The sequence below is a fragment of the Leclercia pneumoniae genome, assembly GCF_017348915.1.
Classification (GTDB): domain Bacteria; phylum Pseudomonadota; class Gammaproteobacteria; order Enterobacterales; family Enterobacteriaceae; genus Enterobacter; species Enterobacter pneumoniae.
Genome location: NZ_CP071383.1, coordinates 231,787 through 250,048, shown reverse-complemented (window position 1 = coordinate 250,048; position 18,262 = coordinate 231,787). Strand labels below are relative to the sequence as shown.

14 protein-coding genes and 1 pseudogene are annotated in these 18,262 nt (G+C 56.7%); 6 read left to right on the top strand and 9 right to left on the bottom strand.

Annotated elements, in window-relative coordinates; translation table 11 throughout:
* Positions 1 to 14: 14 nt before the first annotated feature.
* Positions 15 to 1,364: a lysine-sensitive aspartokinase 3 gene (lysC, locus tag JZ655_RS01155; RefSeq protein ID WP_207292793.1), complete on the top strand. Its 1,350-nt coding sequence runs from the start codon at positions 15 to 17 to the stop codon at positions 1,362 to 1,364.
* A 35-nt stretch (positions 1,365 to 1,399) separates the two neighbouring features.
* Here the strand turns inward: lysC and JZ655_RS01150 are convergent, their stop codons facing one another.
* Genes JZ655_RS01150 through JZ655_RS01140 form a run of 3 tightly spaced genes read right to left on the bottom strand, consistent with a single transcriptional unit; the run spans position 1,400 to position 4,551 of the window.
* The gene (locus JZ655_RS01150; protein ID WP_207292792.1) at positions 1,400 to 2,188 is read right to left on the bottom strand and encodes a nucleotidyltransferase domain-containing protein; all 789 of its coding nucleotides are present in this window, start codon (positions 2,186 to 2,188) and stop codon (positions 1,400 to 1,402) included.
* A gap of 4 nt (positions 2,189 to 2,192) precedes the next feature.
* Entirely contained in the window at positions 2,193 to 3,419 is a 1,227-nt protein-coding gene (locus JZ655_RS01145) for an RtcB family protein (protein WP_207292791.1), read from the bottom strand.
* 4 nt (positions 3,420 to 3,423) lie between these two features.
* On the bottom strand, positions 3,424 to 4,551 hold the full coding sequence (locus JZ655_RS01140; protein WP_207292790.1) for a slipin family protein: 1,128 nt from the start codon (positions 4,549 to 4,551) through the stop codon (positions 3,424 to 3,426).
* A 438-nt stretch (positions 4,552 to 4,989) separates the two neighbouring features.
* Between JZ655_RS01140 and rtcR the strand changes: the two genes are divergently transcribed.
* The 3 genes from rtcR (at position 4,990) to JZ655_RS01125 (ending at position 7,942) form a co-directional block, all read left to right on the top strand.
* Positions 4,990 to 6,564 carry an RNA repair transcriptional activator RtcR gene (rtcR, locus tag JZ655_RS01135; protein WP_207292789.1) on the top strand — a complete coding sequence of 525 codons (1,575 nt, stop codon included), beginning with the start codon at positions 4,990 to 4,992 and terminating at the stop codon, positions 6,562 to 6,564.
* A 111-nt stretch (positions 6,565 to 6,675) separates the two neighbouring features.
* Entirely contained in the window at positions 6,676 to 7,620 is a 945-nt protein-coding gene (gene panS / locus JZ655_RS01130; RefSeq protein WP_046885553.1) for a ketopantoate/pantoate/pantothenate transporter PanS, read from the top strand.
* Positions 7,621 to 7,669: 49 nt separating this feature from the next.
* Positions 7,670 to 7,942: a YjbD family protein gene (locus tag JZ655_RS01125; protein WP_207292788.1), complete on the top strand. Its 273-nt coding sequence runs from the start codon at positions 7,670 to 7,672 to the stop codon at positions 7,940 to 7,942.
* On the opposite strand, the gene rluF is transcribed toward JZ655_RS01125, so the two are convergent.
* The 5 genes and pseudogenes from rluF to metH form a co-directional block, all read right to left on the bottom strand.
* Positions 7,943 to 8,812, bottom strand: coding sequence for a 23S rRNA pseudouridine(2604) synthase RluF (gene rluF, locus JZ655_RS01120; protein ID WP_046885554.1), 870 nt, complete (start codon positions 8,810 to 8,812; stop codon positions 7,943 to 7,945).
* A gap of 54 nt (positions 8,813 to 8,866) precedes the next feature.
* Positions 8,867 to 9,183, bottom strand: a pseudogene (locus JZ655_RS21525) (CcdB family protein).
* A complete protein-coding gene (locus tag JZ655_RS01110; RefSeq protein ID WP_207292787.1) occupies positions 9,183 to 9,476 on the bottom strand; it encodes a type II toxin-antitoxin system CcdA family antitoxin in 294 nt (97 codons plus the stop codon). Before JZ655_RS01110 ends, JZ655_RS21525 begins: the two are co-directional and overlap by 1 nt.
* A gap of 95 nt (positions 9,477 to 9,571) precedes the next feature.
* Positions 9,572 to 11,203, bottom strand: coding sequence for a Na/Pi cotransporter family protein (locus JZ655_RS01105; RefSeq protein WP_046885556.1), 1,632 nt, complete (start codon positions 11,201 to 11,203; stop codon positions 9,572 to 9,574).
* Positions 11,204 to 11,385: 182 nt separating this feature from the next.
* Positions 11,386 to 15,069 carry a methionine synthase gene (metH, locus tag JZ655_RS01100; RefSeq protein ID WP_207292786.1) on the bottom strand — a complete coding sequence of 1,228 codons (3,684 nt, stop codon included), beginning with the start codon at positions 15,067 to 15,069 and terminating at the stop codon, positions 11,386 to 11,388.
* A gap of 193 nt (positions 15,070 to 15,262) precedes the next feature.
* On the opposite strand from metH, the gene iclR reads away from it, so the two are divergent.
* Positions 15,263 to 16,087: a glyoxylate bypass operon transcriptional repressor IclR gene (gene iclR / locus JZ655_RS01095; protein WP_207292785.1), complete on the top strand. Its 825-nt coding sequence runs from the start codon at positions 15,263 to 15,265 to the stop codon at positions 16,085 to 16,087.
* A complete protein-coding gene (locus tag JZ655_RS01090; protein WP_046885558.1) occupies positions 16,088 to 16,510 on the top strand; it encodes an ASCH domain-containing protein in 423 nt (140 codons plus the stop codon).
* Here the strand turns inward: JZ655_RS01090 and aceK are convergent.
* Positions 16,468 to 18,225: a bifunctional isocitrate dehydrogenase kinase/phosphatase gene (aceK, locus tag JZ655_RS01085; RefSeq protein ID WP_207292784.1), complete on the bottom strand. Its 1,758-nt coding sequence runs from the start codon at positions 18,223 to 18,225 to the stop codon at positions 16,468 to 16,470. The two genes, JZ655_RS01090 and aceK, sit on opposite strands and share 43 nt — an antisense overlap.
* Positions 18,226 to 18,262 lie beyond the last annotated feature (37 nt).

Here is an 18,262-nt window from a genome sequence, read left to right as displayed (position 1 = left end):
GACACGAGGTTGTTATGACGAGTTTTGTGGTCGCTAAATTTGGCGGCACCAGTGTGGCTGATTATCAAGCCATGAACCGCAGCGCCGATGTGGTGCTGGCCGATCCGAATACTCGCCTGGTGGTGCTCTCTGCATCCGCTGGCGTGACGAATCTGCTGGTTGCGCTGTCAGAAGGACTGGAAGCGACTGAATGCTTCGTTAAACTCGACGCCTTGCGCCAAATTCAGTTCGATATTCTTGAGCATATGCAGAATCCAAACGTGATTCGCGAGGAGATCGAACGTCTGCTTGAGAACATCACCACCCTGGCAGAAGCCGCCTCGCTGGCGACCTCTACCGCGCTCACCGACGAACTGGTCAGCCACGGTGAGTTGATGTCCACTCTGCTGTTTGTCGAAATTCTGCGTGAACGTCAGGTTCAGGCCCAGTGGTTTGATGTGCGTAAAGTGATGCGCACCAACGACCGTTTTGGCCGCGCCGAGCCCGACATTGCCGCGCTGGCAGAGCTTACCGCGCAACAGCTGGCCCCGCGCCTGGCGGAAGGCATGGTCATTACTCAGGGCTTTATTGGTAGCGAAGCGAAAGGCCGTACTACCACCCTGGGCCGTGGTGGCAGCGACTACACCGCCGCACTGCTGGGCGAAGCGCTGCACGCGTCTCGCGTCGATATCTGGACCGACGTACCAGGCATCTACACCACCGATCCTCGCGTAGTACCGGCAGCAAAACGTATTGATGTTATCGCCTTCGAAGAGGCGGCAGAGATGGCCACCTTTGGGGCGAAAGTTCTGCACCCGGCGACGCTGTTGCCGGCCGTTCGCAGCGATATTCCGGTCTTTGTGGGTTCAAGTAAAGATCCAAAAGCCGGCGGAACCCTGGTGTGTAAAAACACCGAAAACCCACCGCTGTTCCGCGCGCTGGCCCTGCGTCGCAAGCAGACCCTGGTGACCCTGCACAGCCTGAATATGCTGCATTCCCGCGGTTTTCTGGCAGAAGTGTTTGGTATCCTCGCGCGCCATAATATCTCGGTAGATTTGATCACCACCTCTGAGGTAAGCATCGCCCTGACGCTGGATACCACCGGCTCAACCTCTACCGGCGATACGCTGCTGACTCAGTCGCTGCTGATGGAGCTCTCTTCGCTGTGCCGTGTAGAAGTCGAAGAGAACCTGGCGCTGGTGGCAATTATCGGTAACCAGCTCTCTCGCGCCTGTGGCGTGGGTAAAGAGGTCTTCGGGGTATTGGATCCGTTTAATATCCGTATGATTTGCTATGGCGCTTCCAGCTATAACCTCTGTTTCCTGGTACCGGGTGCCGAAGCGGAGCAGGTCGTGCAGAAGCTGCACCAGAACCTGTTCGAATAATAAAAAAGCCCGGTGCCATCGCAACCGGGCTTTTTTTAGCTCGCCAGCACTGTTTTCATCAACAGGGCATCCAGCGTTTTTATGTCGCCTTCACGGCCATCAGGCAGCGTAGGCGGCACCTCACCCCGCGCCAGTTCTTGCTGCAAAAACGCGTGCAGAAGCGGCCGTCGGGGGCCGTACTGCGCTTCACCGGCGCGCTGTTTGATGGCCAGGAGTTCATCTATTTCCTGGCGTAGCGGCGGCTCCAGCTCGCTTCCTGCCAACAGCTCGGCAAATCGCATCGGCGGCACCCCTCTGCCCGCTTCGACCCAGCGCACCGCTAACAGCGGACGCAGAACGTAAAAGTACTTCTTCAGCCGAACCTCATCCCCCTGCAAATAGCTGCGGAAGTTTTTCCGTGCCATTGAGTAGTAGTGCCAGCGTGCCCGCACCGGGGAAAACCACTGCGGGACTAATGCTCGCAGCTCCGCTAATACCGCGTCGTTCTGCTGATAGACCACCGGCGAATCGAGCCACTCGATTAAGGTGGGGTTCGCCGCCTTGAGCAAGCCCAGCGCTTTGCGCCATTCCCAGCCGCAAACATCCAGTTCGTCATCTATCGGCAGCTCTATCACATCGCGCTGCGGCTCAACGCGCAGGTACCATTCAGGTTGATGCACATAGAGAAAGCGTACGTCGTAGTCGCTATCCGGTGAGGCAAAGCCCCAGCCCCGGCTGCCCGATTCGCAGGCGTAAAGCACCTTCACGTTAAAGCGCTGTTCGACCTCTTCTAGCTGCTGCCGCACGCGGTCACGCATGGCGGCATCGACTCCGTTATTTGCCATCTTTTTATCCTTTTACACAGACCACCTGACGCAAGGTATGGACCACTTCGACCAGGGACGATTGCGCCGCCATCACGGCTTCGATGTCTTTATATGCCATGGGGATCTCATCGATCACCTCGCTGTCTTTTCGACATTCCACGTGGGCGGTGGCGCGGATCTGATCCGCCACGGTGAACCGTTTTTTCGCCGCCGTCCGGCTCATTACACGCCCGGCCCCGTGGCTGCAGGAGCAAAAACTCTCTTCATTGCCTAACCCGCGCACGATAAAGCTCTTCGCCCCCATGGAACCGGGGATAATCCCTAATTGCCCCTTTTGCGCCGACACCGCCCCTTTACGCGTAACCAGCACTTCTTCACCAAAATGGTGCTCTTTCTGCACGTAGTTATGGTGGCAATTGACCGCCTCTTGCTGAGTCATAAAGGGTTTGGCGATTATGTGTGACAGTGCGCTCAGTACCCGGGACATCATCACCTCGCGGTTATGACGCGCAAAATCCTGTGCCCACTCCACGGCTTCGATGTAGTCGTTATAGTGGCGGCTCCCCTCCTGGAAATACGCCAGGTTTTTATCCGGCAAATGCGCGAGATGTTGCTGCATATCTTTCTGGGCCAGGGTGATAAACAGGTTGCCAATCGCATTTCCTACGCCGCGCGAACCGCTGTGCAGCATCACCCATACTCGCTGCTGTTCATCGAGGCACACTTCAATAAAGTGGTTACCGGTGCCCAGCGTACCCAGATGCTGATAATGGTTAGTTTTCAGCAACTGAGGGTATTTATCCGTCAGCCGTTTGAAGCGCGGCGCCAGCCCGGCCCAGTGGGTATCCACTTCCGCAGGAGGCGTTTCCCAGGCCCCTTTATCGCGACGAGAACGGATGTTAGTCCGTCCGTGCGGCACCGCCTGCTCAATGGCGCTACGCAATCCGCCCAGGTTATCCGGCAGATCGCTGGCCACCAGCGAGGTGCGCACGGCGATCATCCCACAGCCGATATCGACGCCCACCGCCGCCGGAATAATGGCCCCTTTGGTCGGGATGACGCTGCCAATGGTCGACCCTTTACCAAGATGCACATCAGGCATCACCGCCAGATGTTTAAAGATAAAGGGCATTCTTGCAGTGTTCAGCAGTTGCTCTTGCGCCTCGGGCTCGACCGGAACCCCATGGGTCCACATTTTTACCGGCGCACTGTTCTGCGCCGTCAAAAGTTGAAATTCGTGATGCTGCATTGCACTACCCCTTAAGATTCACTAATCCGTGCAGGACTTGACCCAGGCCACCAAACACCGAGATTTTATCGATGCGTTCTGCCACTCTTTCCAGCGTTTCCAGCTCTTTTAAGCGCAGAGCGACCGGGTTGTTTTCCATCACTTTCGCCGTATTTAACAGCGAACGGGTGGCGGCGGTCTCTTCGCGTCGGCGGATGACATTAGCCTGCGCCGATTTTTCAGCCTCAACCAGGCGGGAGAGGATGGTTTTCATATCCCCCGGTAAGACAATGTCTTTCACCCCTAAAGAGGCGATATCGATCCCAAAGGGTGCCATTCGGGCATCGACCTGCTTGCTGACCACCTCGTCGATGACCTGCTTATCTTCGAGCAGTTCGTCCAGCGTACGGGTACCTACCGCTTCGCGCAGAGCAAACTGTAATTCGCGGTACAGATGATCAAGCGGACGGGTAAGCTGGCCAAATGCCTGCAACACATCGCGATAACGCCAGTTCGCCGCAAGATTGAGGCGCAGGTTCACTTTATCCTTCGTCAGGATCTCCTGCCCCGCCACTTCCAGCACCTGCAAACGGGTGTCGACCACTTCCGCCTCGACCAGATGATTCACTTTCCACCAGGCGCTCATGCCCGGCATTAGCAACGGCTGGGTTTCACCATCGATTTTTAATACCCCCACGTGCCAGGCGGGCACCTGAACCACCTGTATCGCGTCACGCCCTTTCACCGCGCCGTTACGACGGGGCTGCAATACGGCAGCCATCACGTCGTCGGGCACCTGAACCTGGCGCGTGTCGAACCGCACCAGCTTCAGCGCGTCATCGTCCTGCCAGAACAGACGTCGGGAGGCGGGAGGGATCACCTCCTCAATGACGCCATTCCTGTACAACACCCCGACTTCATTATCTGTTAATTCCACGACCAGGCAGTATGTGTCTACCCAGGCTGGCTGGAAGCGGCGTAAATAGTCGGCGAGTGCTGCCGGGACTTCACTGCCGTCGCGGCTAACCACTAATACGTCCGGCGTGTTGAACCATGGCAGGCGGTGTTCACCCGCCTCAAGTACCTTGTAGTAATCGCCACGCTTCGCCAGCAGCGCCAGTTGACCTTTGCGTACCGTAATTTTTTTTATCATTTTATTTTCCTTTTAAAATCAGGGGCGGGTGCAGGAGCGAAATCGCAGGGGAGATCCCTCTTGCCTGCGATCCAGCACCGTTACCGGCCACCTTCTTTGGGGCTAAACACCGCCCCTCTTTACCATTTATGAGTCACAACCAGTTTTCATTGGGGAAATGAATGGGGAATCGAACCCCTGGGTGTCATTGGTTGACGGAACGCCCCGGGAAAACAGTGTTCGCCGTTCCTGGTGCGCCGGCGGGGCCTTAACCCCCTGCGTGCTCAACGTACTGACAGAGGAGTTATTGCCATAAGCGTGCCAACAAAAGGAAAATGGCGAATAAATTTTTATGTAACTGAATTAATGGATATTTATTTTTTATCGTCTATTTTGACATTGCATGATCTGCAGATAATTTTTATCTTTTGATATCGACTTTTATCTTTTGGGATAAACATGAAGAAACGGCGGGTAGTGATTGGCGTGCTCGGCACGGTGATGGATAAACGCGGAAAACGGGCAAACCGCTTTCGCAAATGGCGGCCTACCGTCGGGCTGTGTCAGCAGCCAGACTTTCCTGTCGACCGACTGGAGCTCATTCATCAGCCGCACGATCAGAGCATGGCTCAGCAGATCGCAGAAGATATCGCCCTTCTTTCACCCCATACCGAGGTTCGCCCTTGCCCGGTCATCATAAAAGACCCCTGGGATTTTGAAGAGGTGTACGCCGCGTTTCTCGACTTTGCGACCCACTACCCCTTCGATACGGACAATGAAGAGTACCTGGTGCACATCACCACCGGGACGCACGTGGCACAAATTTGCTGGTTTTTGCTGACCGAAGCGCGATATCTCCCTGCCAGCCTGTTGCAAACCGGTCCGGCCGCCAGAGGCGCGCCGGAAGAGGCCATCGCCGCGGGCAGTTACTCAATCATCGACCTGGATTTGAGCCGGTATACGACCTTAACCAGCCGCTTTCAGCGCGAGCAGCAGCAGTCCGTTTCGTTCCTGAAAGCCGGAATCGACACCCGCAATGCCACTTTTAACGCCCTTATCGATCAGATTGAGCGCGTTGCGCTGCGTTCTACAGCGCCTCTACTGCTGACAGGCCCGACGGGGGCTGGCAAATCGTTTCTCGCCAACCGCATTTATCAGCTTAAACAGGCGCGCCATCGGGTCTCTGGCAGATTAGTCGCGGTGAACTGCGCCACGCTGCGCGGCGACAACGCCATGTCGACGCTGTTCGGCCATGTGAAAGGGGCCTTTACCGGCGCGCAGACGGCCCGAACGGGGCTATTACGTGAGGCCGACGGCGGCGTGCTGTTTTTAGATGAGGTTGCGGAACTGGGCCTCGACGAACAGGCCATGCTGTTAAAGGCCATTGAAGAGAAGACCTTTTTCCCGTTTGGCTCGGATAAAGAGGTGCAGAGTGATTTTCAGCTGATCGCGGGCACGCACCGGGATCTGCGCCAGTGGGTGGCAGAAGGTCGTTTTCGCGAAGATCTCTACGCCCGTATCAATATGTGGAGCTTCGCGCTACCGGGGCTGGCACAGCGCCGGGAGGATATTGCGCCGAACGTAGAGTACGAACTGCACCGTTTTTCGACCGAAGCGCAGGCGCAGGTACGATTTGATAAAGACGCGCGCGAGCGCTATCTGCGCTTCGCCAGTTCTCCCTCCGCGCTGTGGCGCGGTAATTTCCGCGAACTGAGCGCATCGATAGCGCGCATGGCGACCCTTGCCGAACAGGGACGCATTACCCTGATGCTGGTAGAAGAGGAAATTGAGCGCCTGCAGGCCAGCTGGCAAACAGCGTCGACAACGCCACTGCCTGAGATCGATCTCTTCGAGCAGCGTCAGCTGGAGACGGTGCTGGAGGTGTGTCGGCGCAGTGCTTCACTCTCCGAGGCGGGCCGTGAGCTTTTTGCTGTTTCGCGATTAAAAAAGGCGAATCCAAACGATGCCGACAGGTTACGTAAATACCTGGCCCGCTTTGGGCTGAGCTGGGAGAGCCTCCGCGCGGGATCATGAAGAGAATTTGTTTGAATAAAATTCATTAGCAGGATAAACAATACCTATGGCCGGGCTCGAACCCGGCTTTTTTTATAAAGAAACAACACAACACAATCGCAAGGAAAACCTATGTTAGCCGTTATCACCAGGCTGTTCCCGCTATGGGCACTGCTGCTCTCTGTACTCGCGTATTACACGCCCACCCATTTCACCGCCATTGGCCCCTGGATCACAACCCTGCTGATGCTGATTATGTTCGGCATGGGCGTCCATTTAAAAATCGACGACTTTAAGCGCGTGCTGTCGCGCCCGGCACCGGTCGCGGCGGGCACTTTCCTGCACTACCTGATCATGCCGCTCGCCGCCTGGCTGCTGGCGATGGCGTTTAAAATGCCGCCTGACCTCTCTGCCGGTATGGTACTGGTGGGCAGCGTTGCCAGCGGAACCGCCTCTAACGTAATGATCTATCTGGCAAAAGGGGATGTCGCACTTTCGGTGACTATCTCTTCGGTGTCGACCCTGGTGGGCGTGATCGCCACCCCGCTGTTAACCCGCCTGTACGTTGATGCGCATATTCAGGTGGATGTGATGGGAATGCTGCTCAGCATCCTGCAAATCGTGGTGATCCCTATTGCGCTGGGTCTGGTTATTCACCATCTTTTCCCGCGCGTGGTAAAGGCGGTTGAGCCGTATCTGCCCGCCTTTTCGATGGTCTGTATTCTGGCTATTATCAGCGCCGTAGTGGCCGGCTCGGCTGCACATATCGCCTCCGTCGGCTTTGTCGTCATTATTGCGGTGGTGCTGCACAACATTATCGGGCTGCTGAGTGGCTACTGGGGCGGTAAGCTCTTTGGCTTTGATGAATCCACCTGCCGCACGCTGGCCATTGAAGTGGGGATGCAGAACTCCGGCCTGGCGGCGGCGCTTGGCAAGATCTACTTTTCACCGCTGGCGGCATTGCCGGGCGCGCTGTTCTCCGTCTGGCACAACCTGTCCGGCTCTCTGCTGGCGGGCTACTGGTCCGGCAAAGCGATTGATGAACAACCGAAAAAAGATGCGGTAAAGCAGGGTTAATTGGCGACACTTGCTTTACACTGAAGCCTCCCCTTCAGGAGGCTTCGCAATGGCGACACCCCGTTTGACCCAGAAAGAGATGACAGAAGCCGAGCAGCGCGAACTCAAAACGCTACTCGATCGCGCCCGTATCGCGCATGGCCGTACGCTAACGAACGCCGAAACCAATCAGGTTAAAAAAGAGTACATCGATAAACTGATGGCGCAGCGTGAAGCCGCGGCGAAGAAAGCCCGCAAGCTGAAAAAAGAGCAGGCTTATAAACCGGATGCAGAGGCGACCTTCTCCTGGTCAGCCAATACATCAACCCGTGGAAGGCGCTAATTAGCGCCCTTTCTTTTTACGGCCCGGCTGGGTAAAGCGTTTCCCCGCGGGCTTGCCCCGCCCTTTTTCTTCAGCAGGCGGCGCCTTTACGACCGGGCGCTTAATCGCCTGCGTTTTCGGTTTTGCTTTCGCCTTTGGCTTCGCTTCAGAAGAGGAGTTTTCGATCAGCCTGAACAGCTCAATCAGCTCGTCGCCGGTCAGGTCGCGCCACTCGCCCAGCGGAATACCGGACAGGCTGACGTTCATAATGCGCGTGCGTTCGAGCTTTGTGACTTCATAGCCGAAATGCTCGCACATACGACGGATCTGGCGGTTTAGTCCCTGTACCAATGTAATGCGAAACGAGAATGGCCCCTCTTTCTTCACCTTACATTTCTTCGTGACGGTGCCCAAAATCGGCACGCCTGCGCCCATGCCCTGGATAAATTCATCGGTGACCGCTTTGTTCACCGTCACAATGTACTCTTTCTCGTGATCGTTACCGGCACGCAGGATTTTGTTAACCAGATCGCCATGGTTGGTGAGGAAAATCAGCCCCTGAGAGTCTTTATCCAGGCGGCCAATCGGGAAGATGCGGGTGCTGTGGTTGACGAAATCAACGATGTTATCGCGCTCGCCATCTTCGGTGGTGCTAACGATGCCAACCGGTTTGTTCAACGCGATAAATACCAGGTCTTCTGCATCACGCGGCTCGATGAGTTGACCATTTACTTTCACCACGTCGCCGGGCGTAACCTGGTCGCCAATGGTGGCGCGTTTGCCGTTGATAAACACGTTACCCTGTTCGATGTAACGGTCTGCTTCGCGACGTGAGCAAATTCCGCTCTCGCTAATGTATTTATTTAATCGGGTTGATTGTTCTGGCAGCATAGTTTCTCCTGTGAAGGGCGAAATATACCTTACCTTGCGGCTGACAAAAAAGGCTTAGTAACCGTTGATGAGAAAATCGAGCGCATCACGCAATGACGCCCGGTTTTGCGTAAGATCGGCGACACACCTGCCCAACTCTGTTGGTGAAATGCCTGCCATCATGTGCATCATGACCACACAGGGCTTACCCGCTATCTCTACGACAGGGCACACTTTCGCAGGTGGCTGAACGCCTCGAAGATGGCTAAGTTCAACGGGGGGGCGACCAGAAGGTGCTTCATCACATTGGCCACGGGATGCTGCATATTGATTAGCCAGGGATATGCCGTTTTACCCCTACCTTCATTCTCATAAGCAAAATATTGCTTCATCAGAAAGATCTCTGAAAGTCACTAAAGGAGCCGTTTTCCTCTACCCACTGGTTAATAGCCTCGATAGAGGCTTTATTTTCTTCTAACCACGCGGCGCGCTGATGCACACGAAACTGCTCCTGAAGTGCAGCCGTGAGTACAGCGGAGAGATTAAGATTAAGACGTTGCGCCTCTTCAAGAATTTCTGGTGCTAAAGACACATTAACTGATTTTTTATTGCCAGAAGTAGTGCGCATGAGAACCCCCATCGAAATGCGCATGAATTGGCGAAGTGTAGCGTAATAAACAACCATTTTCTATTCCCTTAAAATCATAAGGTTTTAAGCGTAAATGGCGCTTTAAAAGGTGTCACGCCTCGCAACATGGTTTTACGAGGCGCTTTCAGAGATTAATACTCATCCCGCTCATCATCTTCGTCCGGCTGCTCCATCACGCTATACGCCACCGCGCAGAACAGCGAATTGAGACGCTTCATATCCCCCAGCAGGCCCAGGTGCAGGGAGCTGGTTTCGATGCTTTGCACGTTCTGCTGATGCAGACGCTCGACGTGAGCGTGGGAATAACGGCGGTTAAGAATGCGGAAACGGTGCTTGTTACGGCGCAGGCGGCGGGCGCTGGGCACATCTCCGGAGAAGAAGACCGACATGGCCAGCTTCAGGTTACTCACCAGCTGTTCGTGTAACGCTTCCAGCTCTTGTAACCCTTCAAGGGAGAATGCGCGACGGGCCGCCAGCGATTTGTCGGCGATTTCACTGCCCATGCGTTCAACAATATCGGACGCCTGCTCAAGGTTAAGCGACATTTCGATAATCTCCGCCCAGCGGCGGGACTCCTCTTCCGCCAGTTCATCCTGCGGCATGCGAGCCAGATAGAGCTTAATAGCGGTGTAGAGCACGTTGATATCGTCGGCGAGTTTACGCAGCGCTTTCTCTTCCCGCGGTTCGCCACGCATCACTTTTTGCAGCCCATCGAGCATGGTTTCCATGGCATCGCCCATCCGCAACGTCTCGCGGGCAGCATTGGCCAGCGCCAGCGCTGGCGTATCCAGCGCGGAGGTATCCAGGTGCTTGGGTTTGAGGCGCGAATCCAGCTCGGGCTCGTCGCGGATCATCCGTTCGCAGAAGCGCGCCATCGGCCCGGCGAAAGGCACCATCGCCAGGCAGCGCACCAGGTTGTAGAAGACGTGGAAGTAGATCACCAGTTCTGCCTTCGGCAGCGGCAGGTTATCCATCAGGTTTGCCAGCGGGTGAACAAACGGCAGGATGATCAAACTGCCCACCAGCTTAAACAGCAGGCTGCCCAGCGCCACGCGGCGGGCAGCGGCATTGGCGGCGCTGTTGTTGAGCATCGCCAGCAGGCCGGAGCCAAGGTTAGCGCCAATCACCAGACAGAGCGCCACCGGGAAAGAGATGGCACCGGCGGCCGTTAACGTCGCCGTCAGTAGCACCGCCGCCAGGCTGGAGTAGCTGACAATGGCAAAGACCGCGCCGATGAGCGCATCCAGCATGATATCGCCGGTCAGGGAGGCAAAGATGACCTGCACACCGTTGGCCTGAGTGATCGGCGTAACGGCCTGCACAATCAGCTCCAGCGCCAGCAGGATCAGACCGAGGCCAATCCCCACGCGCCCGAGCTGCCCGGCGCGGGTCTGCTTACGCCCCAGAAAGAAGATAACGCCGATAAAAATCAGCAGCGGCGAGAGCCAGGAGAGATCGAATGTCAGGACACGCGCCATTAGCGCGGTACCCACATCGGCACCGAGCACGATCACCAGCGCAGGAGTCAACGCCACCAGGTCCTGCGCCACAAAGGAGGTGACCAGCATAGTCGTAGCATTACTGCTTTGCACCAAAGCAGTCACGCCAATGCCCGCGCAAAAGGCGAGCGGCTTCTTCTCAACGCTTCGGCTAAGAACAGTACGTAAACGTGCGCCGAACACGCGCATCACACCGGTACGGACAATATGGGTACCCCATACCAGCAGCGCCACTGCAGAGAGCAGGTGTAACAGAGTCAGCACGGAAGTGGTTTCTCCTTATCGTTAATTCATCCTTACTCCAGTATAAGGGTTTAAATGTAAGAAAGAGAAAGGGCGCCCGATGAGCGCCCTGTTAGTTGTAAGGAAAGGTGACGTGAGTTCTGGCACAGTCAGATCAGGCACAGGGCGTCCCGAGTGAGGCAGCCCTGCTGCGAGCGGGCAGGTTAATCGGCATCGTAACCGAGGTTAGGTGCTAACCAGCGCTCCACTTCCGACACGCTCATCCCTTTGCGTCGGGCATAGTCTTCAATCTGATCGCGCTGAAGCTGCGCCACTGCGAAGTATTTACTGTCGGGATGGCTGAAGTACCAGCCGGAAACGGACGCGCCAGGCCACATGGCGAAGGACTCAGTGAGCTTCATTCCGGTATGAGCCTCTACGTCCAGTAATTTCCAGATGGTGCCCTTTTCAGTGTGTTCCGGACAGGCCGGATAGCCCGGCGCCGGACGGATACCCTGGTAGTTTTCGCGGATCAGATCCTCGTTGCTGAGGTTCTCGTTCGCCGCATAGCCCCAGTGCACTTTACGCACGCGCTCGTGCAGATACTCTGCAAAGGCCTCTGCCAGACGGTCGGCGATCGCTTTCACCATGATTTTGTTGTAATCATCATGCTGCGCGTCAAACGCGTCTGCCAGCGCATCCTCTTCCAGGCCGCCGGTTACGGCGAAGGCGCCGATGTAATCTGCTTTTCCGGAAAGCTTCGGCGCCACGAAATCGGCGAGGCAGTAGTTGGCAAAGCCGATTTTCTCGGTTTGCTGACGCAGATGGCGACTGACGGCCAGCACCTGGGTACGGGTTTCATCCCGATAAATTTCCACGTCGTCGCCCACGCGGTTGGCCGGGAACAGGCCCACTACGCCGCGCGGATTAAGGGTTTTCTCCGCACTCAGGGTATCGAGCATGTCGTTAGCATCTTTGAACAGGCGCTTCGCCTCTTCCCCCACCACCTCGTCTTCGAGGATGCGCGGGTACTTGCCCGCCAGCGACCAGGTCATAAAGAACGGCGTCCAGTCGATGTAGTTACGCAGCGTTTCGATGCTGGCGGTAACCTCCTGCACGCCCAGACGGTGTGCCACCGGCGGCGTATAGGCAGACCAGTCAAACGCCAGATCGTTTTCCCGTGCCGCCTGCAGCGTGACCGGCGGCGTGCGTGGTTTTTTACGGCCATGCTGGATGCGCACGGTTTCGTACTCTTTACGGGTACGCGCGACAAAGTCATCGCGCTGAGTTTCGGAGAGCAGCGCGGATACCACGCCCACGGTGCGCGAGGCGTTCTGCACGTATACCGTCGGCCCGCTGTAGTTCTGCTCGATTTTCACCGCCGTATGCGCTTTTGAGGTGGTTGCTCCGCCAATCAGCAGCGGAATGGTAAAGCCCTGCCGCTCCATCTCTTTTGCCACGTTGACCATCTCGTCCAGCGACGGGGTAATCAGCCCGGAGAGGCCAATCAGGTCGGCGTTCACTTCCCGCGCGGTTTTGATGATTTTCTCCGCCGGGACCATGACGCCGAGGTCGATAATCTCGTAGTTGTTGCACTGCAAAACCACGCCGACGATATTCTTCCCGATGTCGTGCACGTCGCCTTTTACCGTGGCGATGACCATTTTGCCGTTGCTGGAGCCTTTCTCTTTGCTGGCTTCGATGTACGGCTCAAGGTAGGCCACCGCCTGTTTCATTACGCGTGCGGATTTCACCACTTGCGGCAGGAACATTTTGCCCTCGCCGAAGAGATCGCCCACCACGTTCATGCCGTCCATCAGCGGGCCTTCAATCACCTCTATCGGGCGCGCAGCCTGCTGGCGGGCCTCTTCGGTATCGATTTCAATAAATTCGGTAATACCTTTAACCAGTGAATACTCCAGACGCTTTTTCACGTCCCAGGCGCGCCATTCGGCCTGCTGAACATTGACTGCGTCATCAGATTTACTGCCGCGGTATTTCTCCGCCAGCTCCAGCATACGCTCGGTGGCGTCGTCGCGGCGGTTAAGGATCACATCCTCTACCGCGTCGCGCAGTTCGGCGGGCAGGTCGTCGTAAATCGCCAGCTGTCCGGCGTTGACGATGCCCATGTCCATGCCGTTGCGGATGGCATAGTAGAGGAACACGGCGTGAATGGCCTCACGTACCGGGTCGTTACCGCGGAACGAGAACGAGACGTTCGATACGCCACCGGAGATCAGCGCGTGCGGCAGCTCGCGTTTAATGTCTTCACAGGCGCCAATAAAGTCCTGCGCGTAGTTGTTATGCTCTTCAATGCCGGTTGCCACGGCAAAGATATTCGGGTCGAAGATGATGTCTTCCGGCGGGAAACCCACCTCTTCGGTCAAAACCTTGTATGCGCGGCGGCAGATCTCAATTTTGCGCTCGCGGGTATCGGCCTGGCCGACTTCGTCAAAGGCCATCACCACCACGGCGGCGCCGTAACGACGCACCTGCTTCGCATGGTGGATAAAACTCTCAACCCCCTCTTTCATCGAAATCGAGTTAACGATGCCTTTGCCCTGGATACACTTCAGCCCTTTTTCGATGACATCCCATTTGGAGGAGTCGATCATGATCGGCACGCGGGCGATGTCCGGCTCACCGGCAATCAGATTCAGGAAGCGCACCATCGCCGCTTCGGCGTCGAGCATCCCCTCATCCATATTGATGTCGATGATCTGCGCACCGCTCTCTACCTGCTGACGCGCTACGTCCAGCGCTTCGCTGTACTTCTCTTCTTTGATCAGGCGTTTGAACTTCGCGGAACCGGTCACGTTAGTACGTTCCCCGACGTTCACAAACAGGCTGTCATCGCCGATGGTCAACGGCTCAAGGCCGGAGAGGCGGCAGGCAACCGGGATGTCCGGCAGCTTGCGCGGCGGCAGCCCGGCTACCGCGTTACTCATGGCGGCGATGTGTTCCGGTGTGGTACCGCAGCAGCCGCCGACGATATTCAGGAAGCCAGACTCGGCCCACTCGCGGATTTGCGCCGCCATGGTGTCGGCATCCAGATCGTATTCACCGAAGGCGTTTGGCAGCCCGGCGTTCGGGTGCGCGGTGACGTAGCACTCTGCGATGCGGGACAGCTCCTGCACGTACTGGCGCAGTTCGTCCGGCCCCAGGGCGCAGTTGAGGCCGAAGGTGAGCGCGTCGGCGTGGCGCAGTGAGTTGTAAAATGCTTCGGTGGTCTGCCCGGAGAGGGTACGCCCGGAGGCGTCGGTGATAGTGCCGGAAATCATGATCGGCAGATCCACGCCCAGCGCCTCGAACTCCTCTTTAACGGCGTAAATAGCGGCTTTCGCGTTCAGGGTGTCGAAAACGGTTTCAATCAGAATCAGATCGGAACCGCCCTCCACCAGCGCACGGGTCGACTCACGGTAGGCAGCCACCAGCTGATCGAAACTGATATTGCGAAACGCCGGGTCGTTAACATCCGGTGAGATAGAGGCGGTGCGGTTTGTCGGCCCCAGTACGCCGGCAACGTAGCGCGGTTTTTCTGGCGTGCGGGCGGTCCACTCATCGGCGCAGGCGCGCGCCAGCTTTGCCGCCTCGTAGTTGATCTCCGCCGACAGGGATTCCATCTCATAATCCGCCATGGCGATAGTGGTCGAGTTAAAGGTGTTCGTCTCAACGATATCGGCACCCGCCTCGAAGTAGGCGTAATGGATAGCCGCGATGATCTCAGGCTTACTGAGCACCAGCAGATCGTTGTTACCTTTCAGATCGCAGGGCCAGTCGGCGAAGCGCTCGCCGCGGAAATCCTCTTCACTCAGACGATAGCTCTGGATCATGGTACCCATGCCGCCATCCAGCACCAGAATGCGTTCATTTAACTGCGCGCGCAGTTGATCTACTTTGCTACTCACACTCGCTCCCGACTACGCTCAACAAGGCCATAAGGCTGCATTCCATACTGGCATAATCTTGCAGGGTGGAAAAGTCACACAGCGGTAACATGAGACAAGTTCAGCATCACACCTCCGACCAGCAATGAAAGCGGTTGCAAAAGCAGCAAATAAAACGAAAATGATTTCCACGATACAGAAAAAGGAGCCCATCATGGTCGCTACCGTTCCCGCCAAACGCGGCAGAAAACCTGCTGCCAACGCCGCACCGCAAAGTGGGCAAGTTCAGTCATTGACCCGTGGGTTAAAACTGCTGGAGTGGATTGCCGAATCACACAGTAGCGTCGCGCTGACCGAGCTGGCACAGCAGGCTGGCCTGCCGAACTCTACGACGCACCGCCTGCTCACCACCATGCAGCAGTTGGGCTTTGTGCGTCAGGTCGGTGAGCTGGGCCACTGGGCAGTGGGCGCGCACGCGTTTATCGTGGGCAGCAGCTTTTTGCAGACGCGCAATCTGCTGGCCATCGTCCACCCTATCCTGCGTAAACTGATGGAAGAGTCTGGCGAGACGGTGAACCTGGCGGTGCTGGACCAGAGCGATCATCAGGCGATTATTATCGACCAGGTGCAGTGTACACAGCTGATGCGTATGTCAGCCCCCATTGGCGGTAAACTGCCGATGCACGCCTCGGGTGCAGGGAAGGCGTTTCTTTCTCAGTTGAGCGAAGAGCAGGTGACGGGGCTGTTGCACCGCAAAGGGCTGCACGCTTATACCCATGCCACGCTGGTCTCTCCCGTGCACCTGAAAGAGGACCTGGCCCTGACCCGCAAGCGCGGTTACTCCTTTGATGACGAAGAGCATGCGCTGGGTCTGCGCTGTCTGGCGGCCTGTATTTTTGACGGGCACCGCGAGCCGTTTGCGGCCATCTCTATCTCCGGCCCCATTTCGCGCATGACCGACGATCGGGTGACCGAGCTGGGGGCGCTGGTCATCAAAGCCGCGAAAGAGGTGACGCTGGCCTATGGAGGGGTGCGCTGAATGAGCAATTTAAAAGCGTACTGGCAGGATAAATATCCTCAGGCTTTTTGCTGGTCGTTCGGCGATTCACCCGAAATGGCCGATGAGCTGGCCGCCCTGGTAGTCGCCGGGAAGAAGCGCGGCACCTGCGGCTCGTTAGCCAGTTATCAGCAAGAGCTGCCACCCGTCACGCCCGGCGCCATGCATATTGTACTCAACGGTAAAGGCGATGCCGTCTGCGTCATTCGCACCATGGCGCTTCGAATCATACGCTTTAACGAAATGAGCCCTGAACTGGCGGCCCTGGAAGGCGAAGGCGATCTCAGTCTGGCTTACTGGCAATCGGCCCACCAGGCCTTCTTCGAGCGCGAAGGCAGCTGGTCGCCGGAGATGGAGCTGGTTTATGAAGAGTTCACCGTCGTCGAGACCGCCGAAACGCCGTAACGAATACAAAACCGTTGGCGGCGGCGGTAGGCGTAAACATCCTCGACATGCCCCTGTTTAATGCGTGACTGCAAACCGCGCCAGTAATCGGCGCGGAACAGGTCGGCGTGCATCTCTTCAAATAGCGGCCCGATGCGCGGGTCAGCGCATAACCAGTGACGAAACTCCTCCGGGAAAACATCCCCCGGCGAGACGCTATACCAGGGTTCACTGGCCAGCTCATCTTCGGGATAGCGCGGCGGCGGGATATCGCGGAAATTCACCTCCGTCATGTAGCAAATTTCATCGTAATCGTAGAACACCACCCTTCCGTGTCGGGTGACGCCGAAGTTTTTGAAGAGCATGTCTCCAGGGAAGATATTGGCTGCCGCCAGCTGCCGAATGGCATTACCGTACTCTTCAATGGCATCGCGCAGCGCCTGCCCTTCAACCTGCTCCAGCCAGATATTGAGCGGCACCATACGCCGCTCAATATAAAGATGGCTGATGGCAATCTGATCGCCAAGATCGGTGATTTTGCCTGAGGCCTCCTGCAACAGAAGCGCCATCAGAGCCGGGTCTATCTGCCGCTTATCCAGAACAAAATTTTCAAACTCCTGGGTATCGGCCATCCGCCCCACGCGGTCATGCTCTTTAACCAGCTGATAGCAGGCGCGGACATGCGCAGCGGTCATCTCCTTTTGCGGCGCGAACTGATCTTTAATGACTTTAAAAACCCGATCAAATCCCGGCAGGGTAAAGACCAGCATCACCATGCCACGAATCCCGGGCGCCTCAATAAATCGCTCATCCGCGCGGCTGACGTACTGTACATACTCGCGGTAGCTTTCCGTTTTGCCGTGCTTCTGACAGCCAATCGCCATATACAGCTCGGCCGTGGTTTTTCCCGGCAGGAGCTCGCGCAGCCACTCTACCAGGGCCGCAGGCAACGGTGCGTACACCATGAAATAGGAGCGGGCGAAGCCAAACACGATGCTGGCTTCGGCATGGGTGGTCAGGCAGGTATCGATAAACAGCTCGCCCGCATCGCTACGATGAATGGGCAACAGCAACGGGACCGTGGCGGAGGGCATGACCAGCTTCCCCACCAGCCAGGCGGCCTTATTGCGATAAAAGAGTTCGTTCGCCACCTGTAAATGGCTCTGCCTGAGTATCGCGTCGCCGAATGATTCACGCAGATGCGCATGGATAAACCCGATATCGCGCGATTTATCCTGCCAGGGTAAACGCAGTGGCAAATCACTTAATACCCGGTGGAGCAGCGCTTCCCAGCCATTATCAGGCAAAAAATCTTTCGCCAGCGGGCGCGGGATGGTGCGAAATCGGCGCTCTGGCTGAGAGCTGAAAATAAATAACCGCTCAGGCGATAACGAGCGGTGGTCAAATAACCGGCAATAGACGGAGTTGAAAAAGCTCTCCGCAATCTCGAAGCGCGGGTAATCCGGCAATAGCTGGGTATAGTGCGCCTTTACGCATAGCAGGAAGGCCTCATCGGTGCTTTTGCCCTCGGTAATACAGTGCAACTGCTCCACTACCAGGCCGACGTGATGATCGTAAAGGTGGATGCGCTGCTTCATGGCCTGTTGCACGGCATGCCAGTCGGCATTTTCAAAGCGCTGCTGGGCACCGGCGGTCACTTCCAGAAAACGGCCGTACTGGGCGTCGAAGCCCTGCAGAATGGTTTGTGCAATCAGTAATTCCAGGCCACGCGACATAACGTTCTCCAGTGCCCCTCACCTTCTTCTCATGGAG

Coding starts and splice junctions, on each gene's coding strand:
- rtcR (WP_207292789.1), top strand. CDS start 4,990: ATGAAGAAACGGCGGGTAGTGATTGGCGTGCTCGGCACGGTGATGGAT.
- iclR (WP_207292785.1), top strand. CDS start 15,263: ATGGTCGCTACCGTTCCCGCCAAACGCGGCAGAAAACCTGCTGCCAAC.
- aceK (WP_207292784.1), bottom strand. CDS start 18,225: ATGTCGCGTGGCCTGGAATTACTGATTGCACAAACCATTCTGCAGGGC.
- panS (WP_046885553.1), top strand. CDS start 6,676: ATGTTAGCCGTTATCACCAGGCTGTTCCCGCTATGGGCACTGCTGCTC.
- rluF (WP_046885554.1), bottom strand. CDS start 8,812: ATGCTGCCAGAACAATCAACCCGATTAAATAAATACATTAGCGAGAGC.
- JZ655_RS01145 (WP_207292791.1), bottom strand. CDS start 3,419: ATGCAGCATCACGAATTTCAACTTTTGACGGCGCAGAACAGTGCGCCG.
- JZ655_RS01090 (WP_046885558.1), top strand. CDS start 16,088: ATGAGCAATTTAAAAGCGTACTGGCAGGATAAATATCCTCAGGCTTTT.
- lysC (WP_207292793.1), top strand. CDS start 15: ATGACGAGTTTTGTGGTCGCTAAATTTGGCGGCACCAGTGTGGCTGAT.
- JZ655_RS01110 (WP_207292787.1), bottom strand. CDS start 9,476: ATGGTTGTTTATTACGCTACACTTCGCCAATTCATGCGCATTTCGATG.
- JZ655_RS01140 (WP_207292790.1), bottom strand. CDS start 4,551: ATGATAAAAAAAATTACGGTACGCAAAGGTCAACTGGCGCTGCTGGCG.
- JZ655_RS01150 (WP_207292792.1), bottom strand. CDS start 2,188: ATGGCAAATAACGGAGTCGATGCCGCCATGCGTGACCGCGTGCGGCAG.
- JZ655_RS01125 (WP_207292788.1), top strand. CDS start 7,670: ATGGCGACACCCCGTTTGACCCAGAAAGAGATGACAGAAGCCGAGCAG.